Source organism: Staphylococcus sp. HMSC070D05, assembly GCF_001815595.1.
Lineage (GTDB): Bacteria > Bacillota > Bacilli > Staphylococcales > Staphylococcaceae > Staphylococcus > Staphylococcus hominis.
Genome location: NZ_KV821161.1, coordinates 67,483 through 86,411, shown reverse-complemented (window position 1 = coordinate 86,411; position 18,929 = coordinate 67,483). Strand labels below are relative to the sequence as shown.

The 18,929-nt window shown below is 30.2% G+C and carries 21 protein-coding genes and 1 pseudogene; 12 read left to right on the top strand and 10 right to left on the bottom strand.

Annotation, left to right across the window (positions count from 1 at the left end; all coding sequences use genetic code 11):
- The first annotated feature begins 263 nt into the window (after positions 1–263).
- The 4 genes from HMPREF3046_RS11595 to HMPREF3046_RS10685 all read left to right on the top strand — a co-directional run bounded on the left by HMPREF3046_RS11595 (position 264) and on the right by HMPREF3046_RS10685 (position 3,458).
- Positions 264–527 (top strand): TetR/AcrR family transcriptional regulator, encoded by a 264-nt coding sequence (locus HMPREF3046_RS11595; protein WP_256278234.1) that lies wholly within the window; start codon positions 264–266, stop codon positions 525–527.
- A gap of 768 nt (positions 528–1,295) precedes the next feature.
- Positions 1,296–2,075: a hypothetical protein gene (locus HMPREF3046_RS10695; protein WP_070719441.1), complete on the top strand. Its 780-nt coding sequence runs from the start codon at positions 1,296–1,298 to the stop codon at positions 2,073–2,075.
- 355 nt (positions 2,076–2,430) lie between these two features.
- The gene (locus HMPREF3046_RS10690; RefSeq protein ID WP_070719440.1) at positions 2,431–2,814 is read left to right on the top strand and encodes a YgdI/YgdR family lipoprotein; all 384 of its coding nucleotides are present in this window, start codon (positions 2,431–2,433) and stop codon (positions 2,812–2,814) included.
- Positions 2,815–2,825: 11 nt separating this feature from the next.
- Positions 2,826–3,458 (top strand): hypothetical protein, encoded by a 633-nt coding sequence (locus HMPREF3046_RS10685; protein WP_070719438.1) that lies wholly within the window; start codon positions 2,826–2,828, stop codon positions 3,456–3,458.
- A gap of 137 nt (positions 3,459–3,595) precedes the next feature.
- Here the strand turns inward: HMPREF3046_RS10685 and arsC are convergent, their stop codons facing one another.
- From arsC to arsD, 5 genes are all read right to left on the bottom strand, one after another.
- Entirely contained in the window at positions 3,596–3,991 is a 396-nt protein-coding gene (gene arsC / locus HMPREF3046_RS10680) for an arsenate reductase (thioredoxin) (RefSeq protein ID WP_070719436.1), read from the bottom strand.
- A gap of 16 nt (positions 3,992–4,007) precedes the next feature.
- On the bottom strand, positions 4,008–5,297 hold the full coding sequence (gene arsB / locus HMPREF3046_RS10675; RefSeq protein WP_070719435.1) for an arsenite efflux transporter membrane subunit ArsB: 1,290 nt from the start codon (positions 5,295–5,297) through the stop codon (positions 4,008–4,010).
- Positions 5,298–5,299: 2 nt separating this feature from the next.
- A complete protein-coding gene (locus HMPREF3046_RS10670; protein ID WP_070719433.1) occupies positions 5,300–5,614 on the bottom strand; it encodes an ArsR/SmtB family transcription factor in 315 nt (104 codons plus the stop codon).
- Between the two features lie 139 nt (positions 5,615–5,753).
- A complete protein-coding gene (gene arsA, locus HMPREF3046_RS10665; RefSeq protein ID WP_176746086.1) occupies positions 5,754–7,478 on the bottom strand; it encodes an arsenical pump-driving ATPase in 1,725 nt (574 codons plus the stop codon).
- The gene (arsD, locus tag HMPREF3046_RS10660) at positions 7,465–7,812 is read right to left on the bottom strand and encodes an arsenite efflux transporter metallochaperone ArsD (protein WP_002449502.1); all 348 of its coding nucleotides are present in this window, start codon (positions 7,810–7,812) and stop codon (positions 7,465–7,467) included. Before arsD ends, arsA begins: the two co-directional genes overlap by 14 nt.
- A 281-nt stretch (positions 7,813–8,093) precedes the next feature.
- Between arsD and HMPREF3046_RS10655 the strand changes: the two genes are divergently transcribed.
- From HMPREF3046_RS10655 to HMPREF3046_RS11590, 4 genes are all read left to right on the top strand, one after another.
- Positions 8,094–8,288, top strand: a complete 195-nt coding sequence (locus tag HMPREF3046_RS10655) for a hypothetical protein (protein WP_070719429.1) — start codon at positions 8,094–8,096, stop codon at positions 8,286–8,288.
- 45 nt (positions 8,289–8,333) lie between these two features.
- Positions 8,334–8,654 (top strand): ArsR/SmtB family transcription factor, encoded by a 321-nt coding sequence (locus HMPREF3046_RS10650; RefSeq protein ID WP_002449352.1) that lies wholly within the window; start codon positions 8,334–8,336, stop codon positions 8,652–8,654.
- 86 nt (positions 8,655–8,740) lie between these two features.
- Entirely contained in the window at positions 8,741–9,625 is an 885-nt protein-coding gene (locus HMPREF3046_RS10645) for a permease (protein ID WP_070719427.1), read from the top strand.
- Between the two features lie 13 nt (positions 9,626–9,638).
- Complete coding sequence (locus tag HMPREF3046_RS11590; RefSeq protein ID WP_141755543.1) at positions 9,639–9,767, top strand: hypothetical protein; 129 nt, start codon at positions 9,639–9,641, stop codon at positions 9,765–9,767.
- Between the two features lie 110 nt (positions 9,768–9,877).
- On the opposite strand, the gene HMPREF3046_RS10640 is transcribed toward HMPREF3046_RS11590, so the two are convergent.
- Together HMPREF3046_RS10640 and HMPREF3046_RS10635 are read right to left on the bottom strand one after the other, a co-directional pair.
- On the bottom strand, positions 9,878–10,825 hold the full coding sequence (locus tag HMPREF3046_RS10640; RefSeq protein ID WP_070719425.1) for a ketopantoate reductase family protein: 948 nt from the start codon (positions 10,823–10,825) through the stop codon (positions 9,878–9,880).
- A 419-nt stretch (positions 10,826–11,244) separates the two neighbouring features.
- The gene (locus HMPREF3046_RS10635; RefSeq protein ID WP_070719423.1) at positions 11,245–11,712 is read right to left on the bottom strand and encodes a bacillithiol transferase BstA; all 468 of its coding nucleotides are present in this window, start codon (positions 11,710–11,712) and stop codon (positions 11,245–11,247) included.
- Between the two features lie 210 nt (positions 11,713–11,922).
- Between HMPREF3046_RS10635 and HMPREF3046_RS10630 the strand changes: the two genes are divergently transcribed.
- Positions 11,923–12,405 (top strand): TspO/MBR family protein, encoded by a 483-nt coding sequence (locus HMPREF3046_RS10630; protein ID WP_256278236.1) that lies wholly within the window; start codon positions 11,923–11,925, stop codon positions 12,403–12,405.
- 147 nt (positions 12,406–12,552) lie between these two features.
- Here the strand turns inward: HMPREF3046_RS10630 and HMPREF3046_RS10625 are convergent, their stop codons facing one another.
- Together HMPREF3046_RS10625 and HMPREF3046_RS10620 are read right to left on the bottom strand one after the other, a co-directional pair.
- On the bottom strand, positions 12,553–12,753 hold the full coding sequence (locus HMPREF3046_RS10625) for a cold-shock protein (RefSeq protein ID WP_017174716.1): 201 nt from the start codon (positions 12,751–12,753) through the stop codon (positions 12,553–12,555).
- 299 nt (positions 12,754–13,052) lie between these two features.
- Positions 13,053–14,459: a glycosyltransferase family 2 protein gene (locus tag HMPREF3046_RS10620; protein WP_070719420.1), complete on the bottom strand. Its 1,407-nt coding sequence runs from the start codon at positions 14,457–14,459 to the stop codon at positions 13,053–13,055.
- A gap of 417 nt (positions 14,460–14,876) precedes the next feature.
- On the opposite strand from HMPREF3046_RS10620, the gene HMPREF3046_RS10615 reads away from it, so the two are divergent.
- Both HMPREF3046_RS10615 and HMPREF3046_RS10610 read left to right on the top strand, forming a co-directional pair.
- Entirely contained in the window at positions 14,877–16,238 is a 1,362-nt protein-coding gene (locus HMPREF3046_RS10615; RefSeq protein WP_070719419.1) for an SLC45 family MFS transporter, read from the top strand.
- Between the two features lie 289 nt (positions 16,239–16,527).
- Positions 16,528–17,726 (top strand): annotated as a pseudogene (locus HMPREF3046_RS10610) (GTP-binding protein).
- A 208-nt stretch (positions 17,727–17,934) separates the two neighbouring features.
- Here the strand turns inward: HMPREF3046_RS10610 and HMPREF3046_RS10605 are convergent.
- Entirely contained in the window at positions 17,935–18,267 is a 333-nt protein-coding gene (locus HMPREF3046_RS10605; protein WP_070719416.1) for a hypothetical protein, read from the bottom strand.
- 190 nt (positions 18,268–18,457) lie between these two features.
- On the opposite strand from HMPREF3046_RS10605, the gene HMPREF3046_RS10600 reads away from it, so the two are divergent.
- Positions 18,458–18,922 (top strand): hypothetical protein, encoded by a 465-nt coding sequence (locus HMPREF3046_RS10600; RefSeq protein ID WP_070719414.1) that lies wholly within the window; start codon positions 18,458–18,460, stop codon positions 18,920–18,922.
- Positions 18,923–18,929: the final 7 nt, after the last annotated feature.

The following is an 18,929-nucleotide window of genomic DNA, read 5'->3' as shown; positions in this document are numbered from 1 at the left end:
TCTCATTTTCTTGTTATTCTTGATTTATTACTCTTACTATGAAACTTATAAAATTCTCACATTTGTTTGTATTAAGAATAAATGCATCAATAATAACAATAAAAAAATAAACAATAAAGCATCCCTCACCGTAAAAGTGAAGAATGCTCTAGTTTTATTAGAATATAGTTTTCATTTTGATAGATATTGGTTAATAATTGCCTGTAAATCATTGTTAAGTACCGTTGGAAATAAAACATTAAATAAGGAAAGGGATATTAAGTTTGACACGGGGACCAAAAAAAATTAGAAGTGATGCAAGACGAAATAAAGATATAATTATGTCATCAACAATTGAGTTATCACATAGCAATATAGATATTACAGAAATGAAGATGTTAGATATTGCTAAACATGGTGGTGTAGGTGTGGGGACATTATATCGACATTTTGAGAGCAAGGCACGTCTATGCGAATCAGTTATGGACAAACAGGTTGAAACTATGTTTCAAGAAATTGATACGTATTTAGAAAAACATAAAAAATAATTCTCCTTATCAACGTGTTTTTGGAATTTTAAGCTATTTTTTGAATTTAAAAGAGACAAACTTTACAATTCTATCGTTTATTGAAAAGTCATCACACCCTGCTAGATCCTTAATCCATATTTCATTTTATCATTCACTAGCTGATTTGATTAAATTGCAATTTAAAAAAAGAATATTGAAAGTCTTGACTTTAAGGTTGATGTAATGCTCAATTGTTTTTCTTCAGACTTCGACTATTATTCAAAACATACATAGAAATTGTCTAGAACGGAATTTTTAGAACAAGTTTTAAACTTTATTTTTAAGTGAACATTGGATTCAAGAAATAGAAATATGAATTTTACAGATTTAGAAAAATATATTGAAATTGGTAAAAATGATAGAAATAGTTATTCTAAAAACAGGTCATGACGTGATATTTGTGAGAGTGAAAGAAGAACACATGAAAAATAAATAATCTAACCAAAAATATAATTAACAGGTAGAGATAAATTTTATACAACTCAATAGAATTTGTTTTTTGCACGTATTCAGAAACCTTACATTCCAGATTCCGCAATAACTAATAATTACGTTTCTGTCTTTCAATAAGATGATTAGTTAGTGATACAATAAGTTCATATAAAAAAGTATGAGAACCATTAAAATTCATATAAGTATAAAAAACCACCTCATTAACTGATACGCAAAAGTACCTCGTAAAAGCAATAAAAAATAGATTGCATGATATATTATAAACTTACTTATTAAATAAAGGAGAAATGGGTAATGACGATGTTTCGTGAAGCACTCATATGGATAGTGCTTCTCATATTCAACTTAATAAACACGTTTTTAGTACTTGTGGGAAAAACATCATTGTTCAAGGTTCCACTTTGGAGCACATGGTTAGTTTGGGGAATAGTTACTATAATTATAGTAGGCGTTTTGCTTTTTAGAAAACATTTACAAAAAAAGCATCCACCCATTAATAAAAGTCTCAATAATAAAGATTTTAAAGCGGGAGAATTCTTTGTACAAATGCCTTTATATATCATTGAGAATCAAAACAATGTGATATATGGTAACGAAACAATAACGTATAAACCCGTCTTTGTTAATATATTTCATAAATTATTGAGTCTCTTTGGTGTTCAAACAAAATATAGTCTATATATGACTTCTAGTGAGAACAATGTAAAAATAATTCGTAAACGTGTGTTAGCGAATAAACATCAATATACGATGTATTTGAATGGTGAAGAAGTAGGTACACTTGAGATGAAACAGTTCTTCAAAAGTGGAGGAAAGCAACAACTTCCTTATACGGTTAATTACAAATCTGAAGTGTTTGATGTAAACAATCCGTTTTTTAGTAATGAAACTAAAATTACATTTGAGAATGACGTATTATTAACCGCAAAGCGTAGTTTTTTAGATATTTCAAAAAGTAAACGAACTAAAAAACGAGGCGAAAAACACACTATACACATTCACAGTACTAGAGTAGAGAAAGAAATATTAATAGCCATTTACTTACAATGCATGATCAATAAGCAAACACAATAAATGAAGTATCGCTATAGTATAAGTTGACCAGTATGTTAGCGAATAAAGATTTTAGTACAAATATACCCTATTATCATAACGGCTAAAAAAGATAGTGAAGGTAATAAAACAAACCATATTGACATAACTATCTCTCCTTACTCATCATATTTTGTATTGAAACTCTAAACTTATAAGTAAAAGTGATCGATGATTTTAAATATAGTTTAACAAAAATAGTTTAAAATGAAATAACTTACAATTAATATATTAAAATGTATATAAAAGTTTTAAAGATAAAATAAGTTATATATCACTCACTTGGAAAGGAAAGGACTAAGAATGTTACAATGCAAATGAGTAGAGGAGAGTGTTTATGAAAAAGATAATAGTATTAGCTAGTCTATTGAGTTTGTCTTTTATCTTAGCAGCTTGTGGAACATCGGGAGAACAGAAAGAGCCTTCTAAAGATAGTCAAAAGTCAGAGAAATATACATATGAGTATTATGAAGTGCTAAATAATGGTTCAGAAGATACACCCAATGTGGAAATAAAATATAAAGATAAAAATGGTAAATCACATTTACAAAAGACGGATTTAGAACACGTTTATGAACATATTTTAAATGATGGAAATAAAAAGCCTTATATCATTAAAGATGGCAAAAAGATTCATGTCTATCGTCCACCATATATGATTTATGGCGATGACGATATTGAAGGACAAGTTACTGCTAAAGATGAAGTGTCTAAAGAGTAAGAGGTGAGTTGGTGAAGCATAAAGTATTAAAAATGATAAGTATAATGATAATCTTTAATGTGACCTCGCTTTGTATATTGTCTACAAATTTAGAAGCGGTAACCTCAAGCACTAGTAGCTCAAGTTCGAGTAGTAGTTCGTCATCTTCTGCGGTTAGAAGTTCAACGTCTTCAAGTTCATCAATGAGTCGTTCAAGTACGATGAATGCTTCACGAGTTGCAAAACAATCAAGTCAGCGTGCAGCGCAACAAGCTAGTCGAACAAATAGTATGACATATAATAACAAGGCATCAAAATTCAAACAAGACACTGGTAAACTTCAGTCTCAACAAGCACGATCAATGGTGTCTACAAGACATCGATATAGACCAGGAGCCTCATATACGTCACAATTTATGGCCACTTCATATTATAATAATTGGCTATATTTTTATTTTATTACATCCGGTATGTATAAAAATAAAACCAATCATGTTGAATACCAAAAAAACATGTTGAAACAACAAATGAAAGCGCATGAGAAATTATATACTATTACCGTTCAAACTAATAAAGGCAAACGTTTAGTTGTTGTCCCGAAAAAGCAATACGATGAAATTAAAACCGGTGAGAAAGTGAAAATTAAAAATAGTGTATTACAATAACTCACATTGAGTGGTTCAACGTTCTTAATCGAAGGGAATTTTAGTAAAGTTAAAGTGTGTTCATCATTTTAAAACTCTGTAATAGTCTAAAATGGCATATTAAAAAAGCGTCTCAATGATATTGAGACGCTTAAAATTTATCTAGCCTTAAATGAGTCAATGGCTGCTTTGATTTCATCTCTAACACGTTGGAATTCTGACCAAGGTTTGCCAGCAGGATCATCAAATCCCCAATGTTCTTTCTTTACATTAGGCGGCAATACAGGACAGTTTTGATCAGCATCACTACATAGAGTTACTACTAAATCGGATTGGTTTAGTATAGTGTTGTCAATTAAATTAGAAGTATGGTTTGAGATATCAATTCCAACTTCTTTCATCGCTTCGATTGCCTTTGGATTGACACCGTGTGCCTCAATACCGCCAGAATATACTTGCCATTCATCACCTAAGATGTTCTTCCCCCAGCCTTCAGCCATTTGGCTACGGCATGAATTACCTGTACATATAAAATAAATTATTTTCTTTGTCATCATTGACACCTCTTTTTTAAAATATAATAAGTGTAACGTATAAACCAACTAATGTGATAAACAGAACAGGAATCGTAATAACAATACCCGTTTTAAAATATGTGCCCCATGAAATTTTTACTCCTTTTTGTGTTAAAACGTGCAACCATAGTAGTGTTGCTAAGGAGCCGATAGGTGTGATTTTAGGTCCTAAATCTGCGCCGATGATATTGGCATAAATCATGCCTTCTTTAATTAAACCGGTAGTTGCAGATTGTCCAATAGCAATGGCATCAATTAATACGGTAGGCATATTATTCATAATGGCTGAAAGGAATGCGGATATGAAGCCCATACCTATCACACTACTAAACAACCCATAGTTTGATATGCTTGATAGAATATTAGCTAATAATGCAGTAATACCCACGTTTTTCAGACCAAATACAACTAAATACATTCCTATAGAAAAGAGCACAATATTCCAAGGTGCACCTTTGATCACTTGTTTCGTGTTTACAACGCTTGATTGATAGGCCAATACAGTAAATATAAACGCAATTGAACAAGCAATGATCGATACTGGAATTTGAATAAATTCACTAACTATATAACCAATGAGTAAGATTGATAAAACAATCCATGAAAACTTGAATAATTTTGGATCTTTAATGGCTTGATCAGGTGTTTTAAGGTTTTTAATTTCAAAATGGTTAGGAATAACTTTTCTGAAATATAGCCATAATACAATAATACTTGCAAGTAAAGAGAATAGATTGGGAATCATCATGCGACTTACATATTCAATAAATCCAATATGGAAGTAGTCAGCAGAAACGATATTAACCAAATTACTTACAATTAGTGGAAGAGATGTAGTATCTGCAATGAATCCACTTGCAATGATAAAAGGAAAAATGACTTTTTGATTAAACCCAAGATTTCTTACCATAGCTAGCACGATTGGAGTGAGAATTAATGCAGCTCCATCATTTGCAAAGAAAGCTGCTACAATAGCGCCTAACAACATAATGTAGACAAACATCTTAAACCCATGACCATTTGAAGCTCTGACCATATGTATAGCCGCCCATTCGAAAAATCCAATTTCATCTAAAATTAATGAAATGAGTATAACAGCGACAAAGGTTAACGTCGCATTCCAAACAATCCCTGTAACTTCAATAACATCCGAGAGACTAACAACGCCTGTAATAATGACGATGATAGCACCAATCAATGCTGTAATACCAATATCTAACCCCTTAGGTTGCCATATGATAAAAATTAACGTTAATATAAAAATAGTGATTGCTAATATCGTCATTGTTAACACTCACCTTTCTCTACTGTTTCACATATACATGGGACAGTACAGGAACTCAATAGAGTGAGTCGTGATGTAACGTTATCCAATACGTCATGATTCAATTTGTATAAATTTTTATTACCATCCTTTCTAGATGTAATTAAATTATTGTCTTTTAATACTTTCATATGATGACTTAATGTGGGTTGAGAAAAAGAAAAATGCTCTAATAAATCACAAGCGCATAATTCACCACAAGATAACAAATCTAATATTTCAAGACGACTACTATCAGTCATCACTTTTAAGTATTGTGAAATTTCTTTATAATTCAATTTTTCTTCTTCCTTTCTACTAGGAACCTTTTATAACGTTGATAATTTTTATTGTCATTTGATAAATTATATACTTGCTTAACTCCTAAATTATTAACTGGTTTAAAGTAGACTCTAGGTCTCATTATAATCAATAACATTAATATTCTGATATTCGATAAGGTATGACAAAGTAATTATCAAAACTTTCATTTTTAATCTTGTTTATCCAAAATGATTCATCTTCTTTTTTGTTACTAAAAAGGTCATCACGTTGATTTAGCGTAACTAACGATTGATTAACAACCCACCAATTATGGCCTATATTAGCTCTATTTAAATCTTCTACTAAACGTTTAGATTCTAAATAAGGTGTTTTTTCTGCTAGTGTTACGATTATCATCTGTGTTAAATTTTTATTTTGAATTTTGGGTAATAATGTTTCAACATTACTGGTAGTTTGAGTTGATTTTTTCTTTAATTCTCTATGATGATTTTCACTAGAATCAAGTAACAGCAAGGTATGGCCTGTAGGAGCTGTATCTACAATGACGTAATCCATGTCGTCTTGATTCTCCATAATGTCACTAAAGGCTTTGAAAAATGCTATTTCTTCTGTACAAGGTGATTTTAAATCTTCCATAATATAATCGATATCGTCTTGTGGTGTATCATCATTCACTGTGGCTAGTACTTCTTTTTTATACTTTTCTAATGCTTGTTCTTCATCAATATAAGCAGTATTTAAATTACTTGTAGTTTCAACATTAATTTCTTTAGTAGGGTCAGTAGTTGCTAAAAGAACACGATATCCTTTATTAGATAACGTTGTAGCTAATTGCGTTGCTACTGTCGTTTTACCAACGCCACCTTTTCCCATTGTAAATAAATATTGAACTTTACTATTTTCAATTTCATCGATTAATTTATTGAATTGCGGATGATCTTCAACAATAAAGTCATCATTTTCAATTAAGTTATCATCATTTAATAGATTAGTTAAACTTTCTATACCTTCTTCTTTCTGCTTTTTATATGGAACGTAATAAGCATGATTGTTATTTAACCATTCAGTAAAATAATTAATGTTTTTATCTTGTTCTGATTTCATCTGACTCGAAATTAAACCGTGACTTTCTTCTATATAGTTGTTAATGATTACTTTGAATTTAGAAATTGACAGTTGTTGTAATTCTTGTTGCGCTCTTTGAATTTCATATATAGAAGAGTGAGTAGGTCTCGCAACTAACATCATGGTCGTATCATCTTGGTTACGTAGTTTTTCAAGTGCTGAATTATATTTAACTCTATTTTCATTTAAACCTGATAATTGACCTAAGCAAGAAGCGTCATTACTCGTTGTATTTAAATAATCTGTCCATGCAGAAGGTAATTCAAGCATTCTCAAGGTGTGACCTGTTGGAGCTGTATCAAATATAATGAAATCAAATTCTTGTTCTAAAGTTTTATCAGATAAAAAATTTGTAAATTCATTAAATGCTGCTACTTCAACTGTACACGAACCACTTAACTGTTCTTTCATCTCAGAAAGCACATCTTCTGGTAGAATACCCTCATAAGGTTCTATAGATTGTGCTTTATAATCGTCTGCAGCAGCAATCGGGTCAAAATTGGCTATAGAGAGATTAGGTATAGGTTGATATTTAGTTAATTTATTAGATAATTCCATTTGAAATACATCTTGTAAATTACTAGCTGGATCAGTACTTACTAAAGCTACTTTCTTTCCATTCTCTGCTAAGTTTAAAGCAATAAAACTTGATATCGTCGTTTTTCCTACGCCGCCTTTACCAGTAAAAAACAAATATTTTGTTAACTCAATGTTATCTAAATTCAATTTATTTAAGTATTTAACAGCATCCATCTCCACCACAGCATCCTCCATTTCTCATTTGATTAACTGTAATGATTTCATCGGCTTCTTCTTGGGTAATATAAGCACCCGTTTTAGCTATACCGCCTTCTATAAAAGTGATTGGTAAAACTTCATCACCTTTTTCTTGAATTAAACGAATAACTTCTTGATTTTTAATGAATTCATTCGGATTATTATTCATATTATAACGTTGAACTTCTATTTGATTTTGCTTTAAATATTCATTGATTTGGTTCGCTTTTATTAGTGTTTCATCCGGTTCTGGACCACATACTCCAGTAGAACAGCACATAGCTTCTTCGTATATTTCAATATTTAACATTATACTCACCTCATTAATTAATTTGCGATTATAGATTAACATCTATATAGATGGATGTCTATGTTATTGTTTGAGTTTTAAAAACTTTACTAAATTTAATTCTTAATAATACAATTTATAAAAAAATTATTTTAATGTTTCTGTGAGAAATACCTAAGTTTATGTAAAATCATAGTTTTTTTCTTGCGATAATATATATATTGATTTATATTTAATATATCAAAAAAAATTGATATATCAAATGATATAAAACTACGCTGACAATAAGGAGGCATGCTTGATTGCGAGTAAACCATGCAAGTACTTTAACTGTTGGTTACTTTGTAAGTTATTTAAATCTTGTTATGCTATCAAGAGAAATCAATTTAAAAGAAGCTACAATATATATGGAAAAGGAGTTCTTTAAAGAGAACATTAATCAGTATGGCGAATCAACAAAAAATAACTATAAACAAGCAATTCAAGAATTGAAATAAAGATAATATAAACTCAATGAAATATTATAAAAAGGATGGTCTTTTATGGAAGTTATTAAAGCAAAGACTGATATGAGTGAAGATCAACAATTTGACTTTTATGAAAATATGTTTAATGCACTTGCCGATAAAATCAGATTAAAAATACTAAATCAAATTAGCCAAAGCTTCAATAAATCATTATGTGTATGTGATTTAGAAGAGTTATTAGATATAAAACAATCTAAACTTTCTTATCATTTAAAAAAATTAGTAGATGCAAATGTTCTTATTGCTGAAAAGCATGGCACATGGAATTATTATAAAATTAATGAGCAGCAAATACAGGTTGTTTTAAATGAAGATACTTGTTGTAAGATACTTTAAGTATCTTTTTTAATGTAGTATTAATCAATTTTTTTGATTAATACATCAAGAAATATTGATTAATTAAATTTGGAGGCATTATACTCATGTTAGATTCAATTATGGAATTTATAAAAACATTTGTGATGTTGTTTTTTGAATTATTAATATTATTCATCATCGTGAGCTTTATTGTAAGTTTAATTCAACAAGTAGTTTCGGAAGAAAAAATCAAAAGACTTTTGAGCAAGCCTAATCAAGCAATTAGTTATATATTGGGGATGGTGTTTGGTGCTATGACACCCTTTTGTTCTTGTTCAACTATTCCAATACTTGCAGGTCTATTAAATTCTAAAGTACCTTTTGGTCCAGCAATGAGTTTCTTAATATCTTCACCATTAATGAATCCATTAATAGTGTTTATGCTATGGGCCTTATTAGGTTGGAAAGTTGCTGTTGTTTATTTTATTTTACTAGCAATCTTTAGTGTCTTAACGGGTCTAGTATTTTCAAAAATGAATTTATCTAAAAGTTATAAAGGTGTAAATGTTAAAGGCGATGGGTTTTTCGCTAATAAAAATGAATCTCGTTTTAAACAAGCATTAAATGATGCTTGGGCATTCTTATATCCAATGATTCTTTACTTATTTATCGGTGTATTTATTGGTGCTTTTATATATGGTTTTGTACCCGAAACATTTATTACTAAATATGCGAGTGGAGGTGGCATTATATCCGTATTTATTGCTTCTATTATCGGTATTCCTATGTATATTAGACCTGAAACAATGTTACCTATAGCTGAAGCATTAGCTTCAAAAGGAATGTCGCTTGGGACAGTTGTTGCTTTGATCATTGGTGGTGCTGGTGCAAGTATTCCAGAAGTTGTATTATTATCGAAACTATTCAAGAAAAAATTTGTAATCTCATTCGTTATCGCCATTTTAGTTGTAGCTATTTCTACAGGTTTGATGGTGAACATCGTTATTTAAAGGAGGTGAGATAATGGGAGTCAAAGACGTATTAAAAAAATTAAAACCTCAGGATCAATCATGTTGTTCTGTAGAAATTGAAGAAAAAACAGAGAAGAATGAAAAAGAACAGCAGGATAATAATAATTGTTGTAACAATTAATTGAGAAGTCTGTAAAATATATGCTTCTAATAAATGAACGACAAATTCCAATGTAATAGTATGGAATTTGTCGTTCTTTCGTTTCAGTTAAGGAAAATGATATTGTTTATTTAATATTCATTTATATTTAATTTCATTTCTAATTGATGAATGATATGAGTAATCAGTTCATTATTAGGAGTTGCGATACCTAATGATTTACCATATTCCACAATTTGACCATTTAAGTAATCTATTTCAGTTAAACGACCATGATTATAATCTTGATGCATTGAAGGATAGTGTAAACCTTGCGCATGATCAGGATAAGCTGCTTCAATTTTCGAGATTAAGTCGTTAATATGAATGTCTACATTTTTAGCATGTGCTACGTCGACAATTTCTTTAATGATTGGGTGTATCATTGCTCTAGAATGATCATAAGCGCCCAATTCACCGATTGTTTTATCTAATATCGTACATAGTGGGTTTAAAACACTGTTAAGCGTGGCTTTAGACCATATCGCTTTAAATACATCATTACTGATAGTGGCATTTAAATGGGCTTGATTTAAGATATCTGCAATTTCTTGAGTACGTTGGTCTTTTTTACCATCAACACGTTGAAAGTCAATTGAACCTTCACCTTCTAATAGCAATTGACCTGGACCGCGTAATCCAGCTGTCCACATTGTTACAGCTAAGAAAATTTGTGATTTTGGAACGAATTGTGATAGACGTTCATCATGGCCTAAACCATTCATCATACATAAGATGGCAGTATCCTCGCTAATGGCTCCTTGATTTTTTAAAGTTTGCATCATTTGTTCAGATTGCATTGATTTTGTTAAAAGTACAATAATATCATAGGTTTGATTGACCTCTTCAGGGAATGTTGCATGCATTTCAACAGTATAAGTATTATGTTCAGTTTGAACTTCTATCCCTTTTTCATTTATTTGATGAACATGATCTTTCCAGTAATCTATTAATGTAACATCTTGTCCACTTTGTTTTAGGTAAGTACCAATACGACTTCCCATTGCACCCGCACCAGCAATTGCAATTTTATTAGCCATACTTAACCCTCCTTATTTCCTTTATATAATATTTATTTTCACACAAACAATTTTTTAAACTCTTTTTACTTAGGATTCATTTATTTTGGAATACAAATATGCATCAAGTAAACATGTATGTTTTATTGAATTAATATTGATAAGAAAAATTTTGAATCGTTACGTGTATAGTTTATTGAGAGAAGAATATAAATGTAATAAAAATAAATCCTGATACTTAGTTTCATTTAAGTACGTTAGTATCAGGATTATAATTAGCACGAAAGTTATATTAGACTTTTAGATATCGTTTTAAGCCAATCATATTCATCGTAGTAAATATGATAATGAAAACAAACAGTTTTAATTTTTCACAACATACTATTCGCAATCATAATACGCAAATATATTCTCATAAACTATAAATAATGAATTTTAAATTATTCGTCGTGTTTAAGCACACGAGTCATTTCTTCAATCTTGCCGGCATGTAATGGAACATGGAAGGCATTTAGTACTAATAATTCATTGAGTGTTTGACAACCAGCAATAGGTTGTTTAAGTTCTTGTGACAATTGTTCATCCGTTAGTTTACGCGCACGTTCAGGAAGTGTTTTTAAGTTTTCTTTAATCGTTTCGATTGCTGGAACATCTTGTCCTTCCCAGTTAGCAGGGCTAGATCCGTAACCAAATAGTTTAATATATTTAGCGACGTCTACGGCATTTTGACCACCTATTGATAAAGCAGAATCGAAAATCGTTAAAACATGTCCGAATTGCCAATGTAACGTATTTGGAAAAACATCATTTTCTTTATCTAATACGTGTTCAACGTTCCAATTATCATAAACAGATAGTAAATGATTTACACCTATATCAATTACATCGTAAACTGTTTTATTATTCATTTAAGTTTCCTCCTATATTTAAAAAGTGTAGTACTAAAAATTTACCCGTTAAAAATTACTCACAAACACTATGATTAGAAGTGCTAGTTTTATTTACTGTACAGCACGAATGGAGGTAAAGAGAATTAAGACTAGACAAGTATCGAAGCTGTATTATTGAAAAAAGCTTAGCATAAGCGTATTTTCAACTCAGTCATCGACTGATAACATATTAAAAAAGCCACAAGAATTGTATTACCTTTAGTAGGTGGAATGATTATTGGGAGATTAACGGCTAAAGCTCAAAATGATTATAAACAATATGAAAAACCACCTTTTTCACCTCCAGCTAAAGTATTTCTAATTGTATGGTCATTACTTTATACATCAATGGGAGTAGCTTATCAATTATCATATGCGCATGCAGCTCATAAAAGACAGAAACAGTCCATAACACGTGCTCATTATACACAATTAGGATTGAATTATGCGTGGACAATACTTTATTTCAATTTAAAACTGAGAAAGACTTCTTTAATTGAAAGTTACGTATTACTTGCAGCTGGAAATATTACTGCACATCGTTTTTATGCATCTAATAAGTATGCTGGTTTATTGATGTTACCTTATGTCATTTGGTTAAGTTACGCAAGTTATTTAAACGGAGGTAATGTAATCTTAAATAAAGATAAACCAGGTTATACTAGAGATTAAAAATGAATGATATGCACAACAATAGACTCTATAGTAGGGATATATTAAGTGACAGTATTAAATGAACTTATGTATTATTCTTTTATAAAAAAAATATATAAAAAGCACAAGCAAGTATACATACATGCTTGTGCTAAAAATTTATTTTTAAACAGGGACAACATTTGTTGCTTGTTCGCCACGTTGACCTTCAGTGATGTCAAACTCTACTTTTTGACCTTCTTCTAAAGTTTTATATCCATCAGTAGCGATACCTGAAAAGTGAACAAATACATCGTCGCCGTCTTCTCTTTCGATAAATCCAAAACCTTTTTCTGCGTTAAACCATTTAACTGTACCGTTATTCATATAGAATACCTCCAAGTGCTTTTGCACATCATATTTGTAACAAATTCATAAATTAAAAGAGAATATTCCATAAAAATATACTACAATCCAAAATACGAGCTTTTATTACGTGAAACCAACTATACACGTTTTGAATGAATAAGTACAGTATTATTTTGAAATTTAGCATAATTTATTTTGTAATTATAAAAATACATAGATAATCAGACTAAGATTTATAATTTATTAATATTGTTATTTTACATATATTGAATAAATATACAATAAATGATGCGGTGGTAAAACATCTAAGCTTTTAATTACTTTTTAATATATCCTAAATTGCCACCAACAGTTTCATAAAAATCAAAACGCATGCCTGATTTGATAACTGAGCCATTTAAATCTTTATCTAAAACTGTAAGGGCTAATTTTCCATCAGGTAAATTCTTTGTTGTAAATTGAACAGTATATTCTCCAGATTTAAAACGATGTTTCTTAATATCTAATACGATGAATTGAGTTGGATCTTTTCGATGCTTTATTTCTAGATACTTTAACTCAGAGTTTTTAGAAAGTATTTTTAAGAAAACCTTATCATTTTCTTGAGAGATGTTTAGTAATGTAGGATGCATTCTTTTTTTGTAATGTGTTCCTTTAAACGAATAGTAATATATATCGTTTTTCTCATGAAGCGGCTTATCATCTTTTTTAAGATAGAATTTAACAAAACTGATAATGTCTTCTTTATTCCTCTCACGTATTAGTTTGATGGCTTGTCGGTTTAAATCATCATCTGCATAGTCTAAAGCATCGAAATGTTCATCTACCATATGAATGATATTTTGAAAAATAGGAAGTAACTCATTTATGTTTTTAATAAAGCCTTTTTTATAGAATTTAGCTTCTAAAACATCTTTATTAATAATACGATATAGTAAATTAGGCATTAATTTATTATTTTTATACTTACTCATTAAGTGACGATAGGCTTCACCTTGCCATTTCATGCGATTAATATGTGTTGATTTTTCAGATTTTACTAAAGAAATATTATCATCGTAACGGTTAGCACAATAAACCACATCTTGTGTTGTACTAATACGTTTAGTATTGAAAAAGACTTCTGCAAAAAATTGTAAATCTTCTCCAAAAATCATTTCTGGAAATTGAATATGATTCTTTTTAATGACGCTAGCTTTAATCATACGACCAGCAGGTGCTAAATGATAAAATGATTTTCTAAAGTTTTTTAAATCTGCTTTATTATATGCAATTTTAGATAAAGCAACGCCACTTCTAGCTATGCGATCACTATACACGTATTTTGTTAAGCCAGTAGCATAGTCTGTCTTGTTTGTTTTTAAAAGTGTATATAACTTTTCTAGGGCATCTTCAGGTAACCAATCATCGCCATCTATAAACATGATGTATTTTCCTTTACTTAAATCAATAGATAAATTTCGTGGTTTCGCAGGTGTACCCGAATTTTGATTTAATTGAATAAATTTGTAATTAGAAAAACTGTCTATTTTTTTAGAAACAATATCAACGGTTTGGTCAGTAGAACAGTCATCTACCACGATTAATTCAAATTCTTTCACATCCATCGATTGTTTTAAGATACTATCTAATGTTTTATTAATAAACTTTTCTTTATTATACGTACTAATTAATACACTTACTTTAGGCCTATAGTTGATTTCTTTATTCTTTATAACCTTCATTTTTATACTCCTTTAATTAGTAATCTTTTTGATAATATAATGTATTTTAAAAAGTAGTTAAAATACAAATAATAATCTAATTATATTTAATATAATCAATTTTTTCTATCGCTATTTATTGTAACAATCTAATTATAGATTATGTTATATTTTTTGTTTTTGAGTATTAATATATCTATTATCATCATAATAATCTTTAATTATCTATAAAAACACCTAAATTAGGTAATTATGATATATATGAAATTGGAAAATAAAATGAACTCTGATTTATGTATATAAAATGCGAGCGTTTCCAAAGAAACTCAAAAATGTTATAATTACAGTTGCAAACGATTCCAATGAATTGTTATTTGATATAGCTATTTAATTATTGAATTAAATGACTATATCAAGTAATAAATAGGAGAGATAGAAATGAAAGATACAGATCAAATATATACTAAAAATACTGAAGAACAAGGTATCACACTACCCTATTTAAAAAAAGCAGTTATTTTTTCTATTACATTTGGTTTCTTCGGAGTAAACATGGCATTTGCACTTCAATCAGCAATGATGGGAAGAATATTTCAAACGCTAGGCGCCGACCCTAATAATTTAGGTTGGTTTTTTATTTTGCCGCCATTAGCAGGAATGATTGTACAACCACTTATTGGATACTATTCTGATAGAACTTGGACTAGATTTGGACGTCGGATGCCATATCTTTTAATTGCTGGTCCAATCGGAGCGATTGTATTAGTCCTATTACCTAATGCAGGTTCGTTTGGATTTGGATATGCATCACTTATGGCTTTGTCATTTGGTGCAATTATGACGTTACTTATGGATTTAACTTCAAATGCGTGTATGCAGCCTTATAAAATGATTATTGGAGATATGGTAAACGAAAAACAAAGAGATATGGCCTGGTCATGGCAACAAATCTTCTCAAATTTAGGTGGTATTATTGCTACATTATTACCGTTTTTATTAACAATAATGGGAATGAGTAATGTAGCACCTAAAGGGGAAGTACCGATGACAGTAAAAATAGCTTATTATATTGCAGCAGCGGTATTACTTATTGCTTCTATTTGGACTGTTCTTTCCGTTAAAGAATATGAACCTAAAACGTATAACTATTATCACGGGATTTCAGATGATAATAGAAATGAGAAATTAAATTTATGGCAACTGTTAAAAACGGCGCCTAAACAATTTTGGCAAATTAGTGTAGTTCAATTTTTTAACTGGTTTGCATTAATGTATCTCTGGACCTATTCAACAGGTGCAATAGCAAAAAATGTATGGAATGCGACAGACCCTTCTTCAGCAGGATATCAAGCAGCAGGGAACTGGTATGGTGTTTTATACTGTATACAATTTTTAAGTTCAGTTATTTTTGGTTTTGTCATTGCAAAATCTAAGCCCTCTCAAAGAAAATTCTGGTATAGTTTTGGTTTGATTTTTGGTGGATTAGGTCTTATTTCAATGTTCTTTATTCATAACCAATGGTTACTCATTATTTCATTTATATTCATTGGTATTAATAACTTAACGATGAATACCCAACCCTTTACACTATTAACCGAAGCCATTGATGGAGAAAATTCAGGTGCTTATCTAGGCTTATTTAATACAAGTATTTGTCTACCACAAATTGTCGCTTCTGTAGTAAGTTTTGCACTTTTCCCATTATTAGGAAGTTCAATGCCTGCCATGTTATTATTTGCAGGAATCATGATGCTTCTGGGTGCAATCTCAGTTAAATTTATTAACGCAAAATTTGAATGAAGTACTAAAAAATAAAAGTAATTTATTTATAATTTATAAGAGCGAAAAATAATGTTTCGCTCTTTTTTTTATAAAAACTATCAGCGTGTTTCATAAACAATATCATGATGTCATTAAAAGTTTAATATACTTAAGGAATATCAAACCTTGAAGTATAAGTGAAGACATACTAATGATGACCATAGAAAAGTCATGGAACACATCATTAATTTCATTAATATTGACATTATTAAAAATCTCTGTACAATTTAAATCGTAATAATTACGATTTAAAAGGGAGAGAATATAAATGAGTAAGATACCTGTAACTGTACTAAGTGGTTATTTAGGCTCAGGGAAGACAACGTTACTAAATTATATTTTAAATCATCGAGAAGGTCGTCGTATTGCAGTCATTGTAAACGATATGAGTGAGGTCAATATTGATAAAGATTTAGTTGCTGATGGCGGTGGACTATCTAGAACAGATGAAAAATTAGTTGAACTATCTAATGGATGTATTTGTTGCACGTTACGTGATGATTTATTAAAAGAAGTTGAACGACTCGCACATAAAGGCAATATTGATTATATCGTTATTGAATCTACCGGAATTTCTGAACCAGTACCTGTAGCGCAAACATTCTCGTATATCGATGAAGCAATGGGAATAGATCTCACTTCGATTTGTCGTTTAGATACGATGGTTACGGTCGTTGATGCGAATCGATTTGTTAATGATATTAATTCAGAAGATTTACTTGTGGATCGTAATCAAGGTGCGGATGTGACAGATGAACGTTCGATTGCGGATTTATTAATAGACCAAGTTGAATTCTGTGATGTACTTGTATTGAATAAAACAGATTTAGTTACAAATGAAGCGCTAGATAAGTTAGAACATATACTTAGAACATTACAACCAGATGCAAAATAATTAAAACAACGCAGTCTCAAGTAGATATTAATGATGTCTTAGATACAGGACGATTTGATTTTGAAAAAGCTAGCAATTCTGCTGGATGGATTAAGGAACTAACAGAAGGCGGCCATGAGACGCATACACCAGAAACTGAAGAATATGGTATTAGTTCGTTTGTCTATTCAAGACGATTGCCGTTTCACGCGAAACGTTTCAATGACTGGTTAGAACAAATGCCTCAAAACATTGTTCGTTCAAAAGGTATTGTATGGCTTGCGCAATATAATGAAGTTGCGTGTTTACTGTCACAAGCAGGATCATCATGTAATATCAGTCCAGTTACATACTGGGTTGCATCGATGTCTAAAGAAAAACGGGAAGAGATACTTGCTCAACGTCGTGACGTAGCAGAAAGTTGGGATATTGAGTATGGGGATAGAAATACACAGTTTGTCATTATTGGTACCGACTTAGATCAAGAAAAAATAGAAAAAGAACTTGATGCATGCCTGGTGAATAGTAGCGAAATGAATTCTGATTGGCATCAACTTGAAGATCCTTATCGTTGGAAAATAAGAAAACCTTAAGAAATAATGGATATTAAACAAGTGATGATGATAAAAATATTGATTACAATTTTCATATAAACGTCATCATCAGTATTATAGTATTGTCTTTTATACTGAAAACGGTAAAGTTCAAATTATTATGATGGGTCATTTATAGTTTAATACCACAAATGATTAATAGAATTAAAGAGGAAATGACGGGATTATCGTCATTCCCTCTTATTTTTTACGGCATCATTAGTTGAATACCTCTAATGATATTTTTTAAAAACAGCACAAGTGCCCATATAAAGAAAATAACTGCGATGAGGACTGCAATAATCCAGCCAATACCGTGTTCACTATTTACAAAAGATGGGGAAATAGATAGGGTTACTAATCCTAATACCACCATAACCCAACTCATGATGTGATTGAATAATGCATTTCTAGCATGGATTGAAGCTGGTGGTTGTGCGACGATCCATACGATAATCGGAAATAATACTGGCGCAAAGAAAACACTTAAATAACTAATGCCTCCTAAAATATCACTTTCTCTATCATTTTCATTTTGCATATCATGATCACCTCAATTCTATAAAAACATATAATAAAATAAATAGTAAGTAAGATATTCTAAAATTACAACACTGTAAGTTAGTGTAAGATTGATGTTGAAATAGCTAATTGAATATTTTTATGCATATAGCATATAAATGTATTAAATTGTACAATATTAATATATTAATTTTTTAAAGGTGGATATTATGCGGGAATTTTTAAGATTGTTGGGGGCACTACTAACAGTGATCATTACATTTGGCACTTCAATTTTATTTAGTTTCTTAATACCTTTAATGGTAGAAGGAAATATTTTAAACATGGGAAAATTAAATCAGCCGACATTTATCATGTTGTGGATTATTTTTAGTGTTATTTTCAATATTATTATTTTTATTTTGGCATTTTCAATAATTCAATTTAGTAGTGATTTTGTGAATAAAATGAAATTAGTGGCAATGTTAAGCTTTTTTGTCATTATTACTTATGCCTGCTTTAGTCATATAGATGTGCAAGCTTTAACCGAGCATTTAACATTAACGAGTTCTAAATATACTCGAGAAGTATCAATCAAGCTATTACCATTTATTTTAACGATATCATTAGGGTGTTATAGTGCGATTTTATCTTACTTACAGCATCAAATTGATAGAGAAGAACATATTATATAGTTCTTGA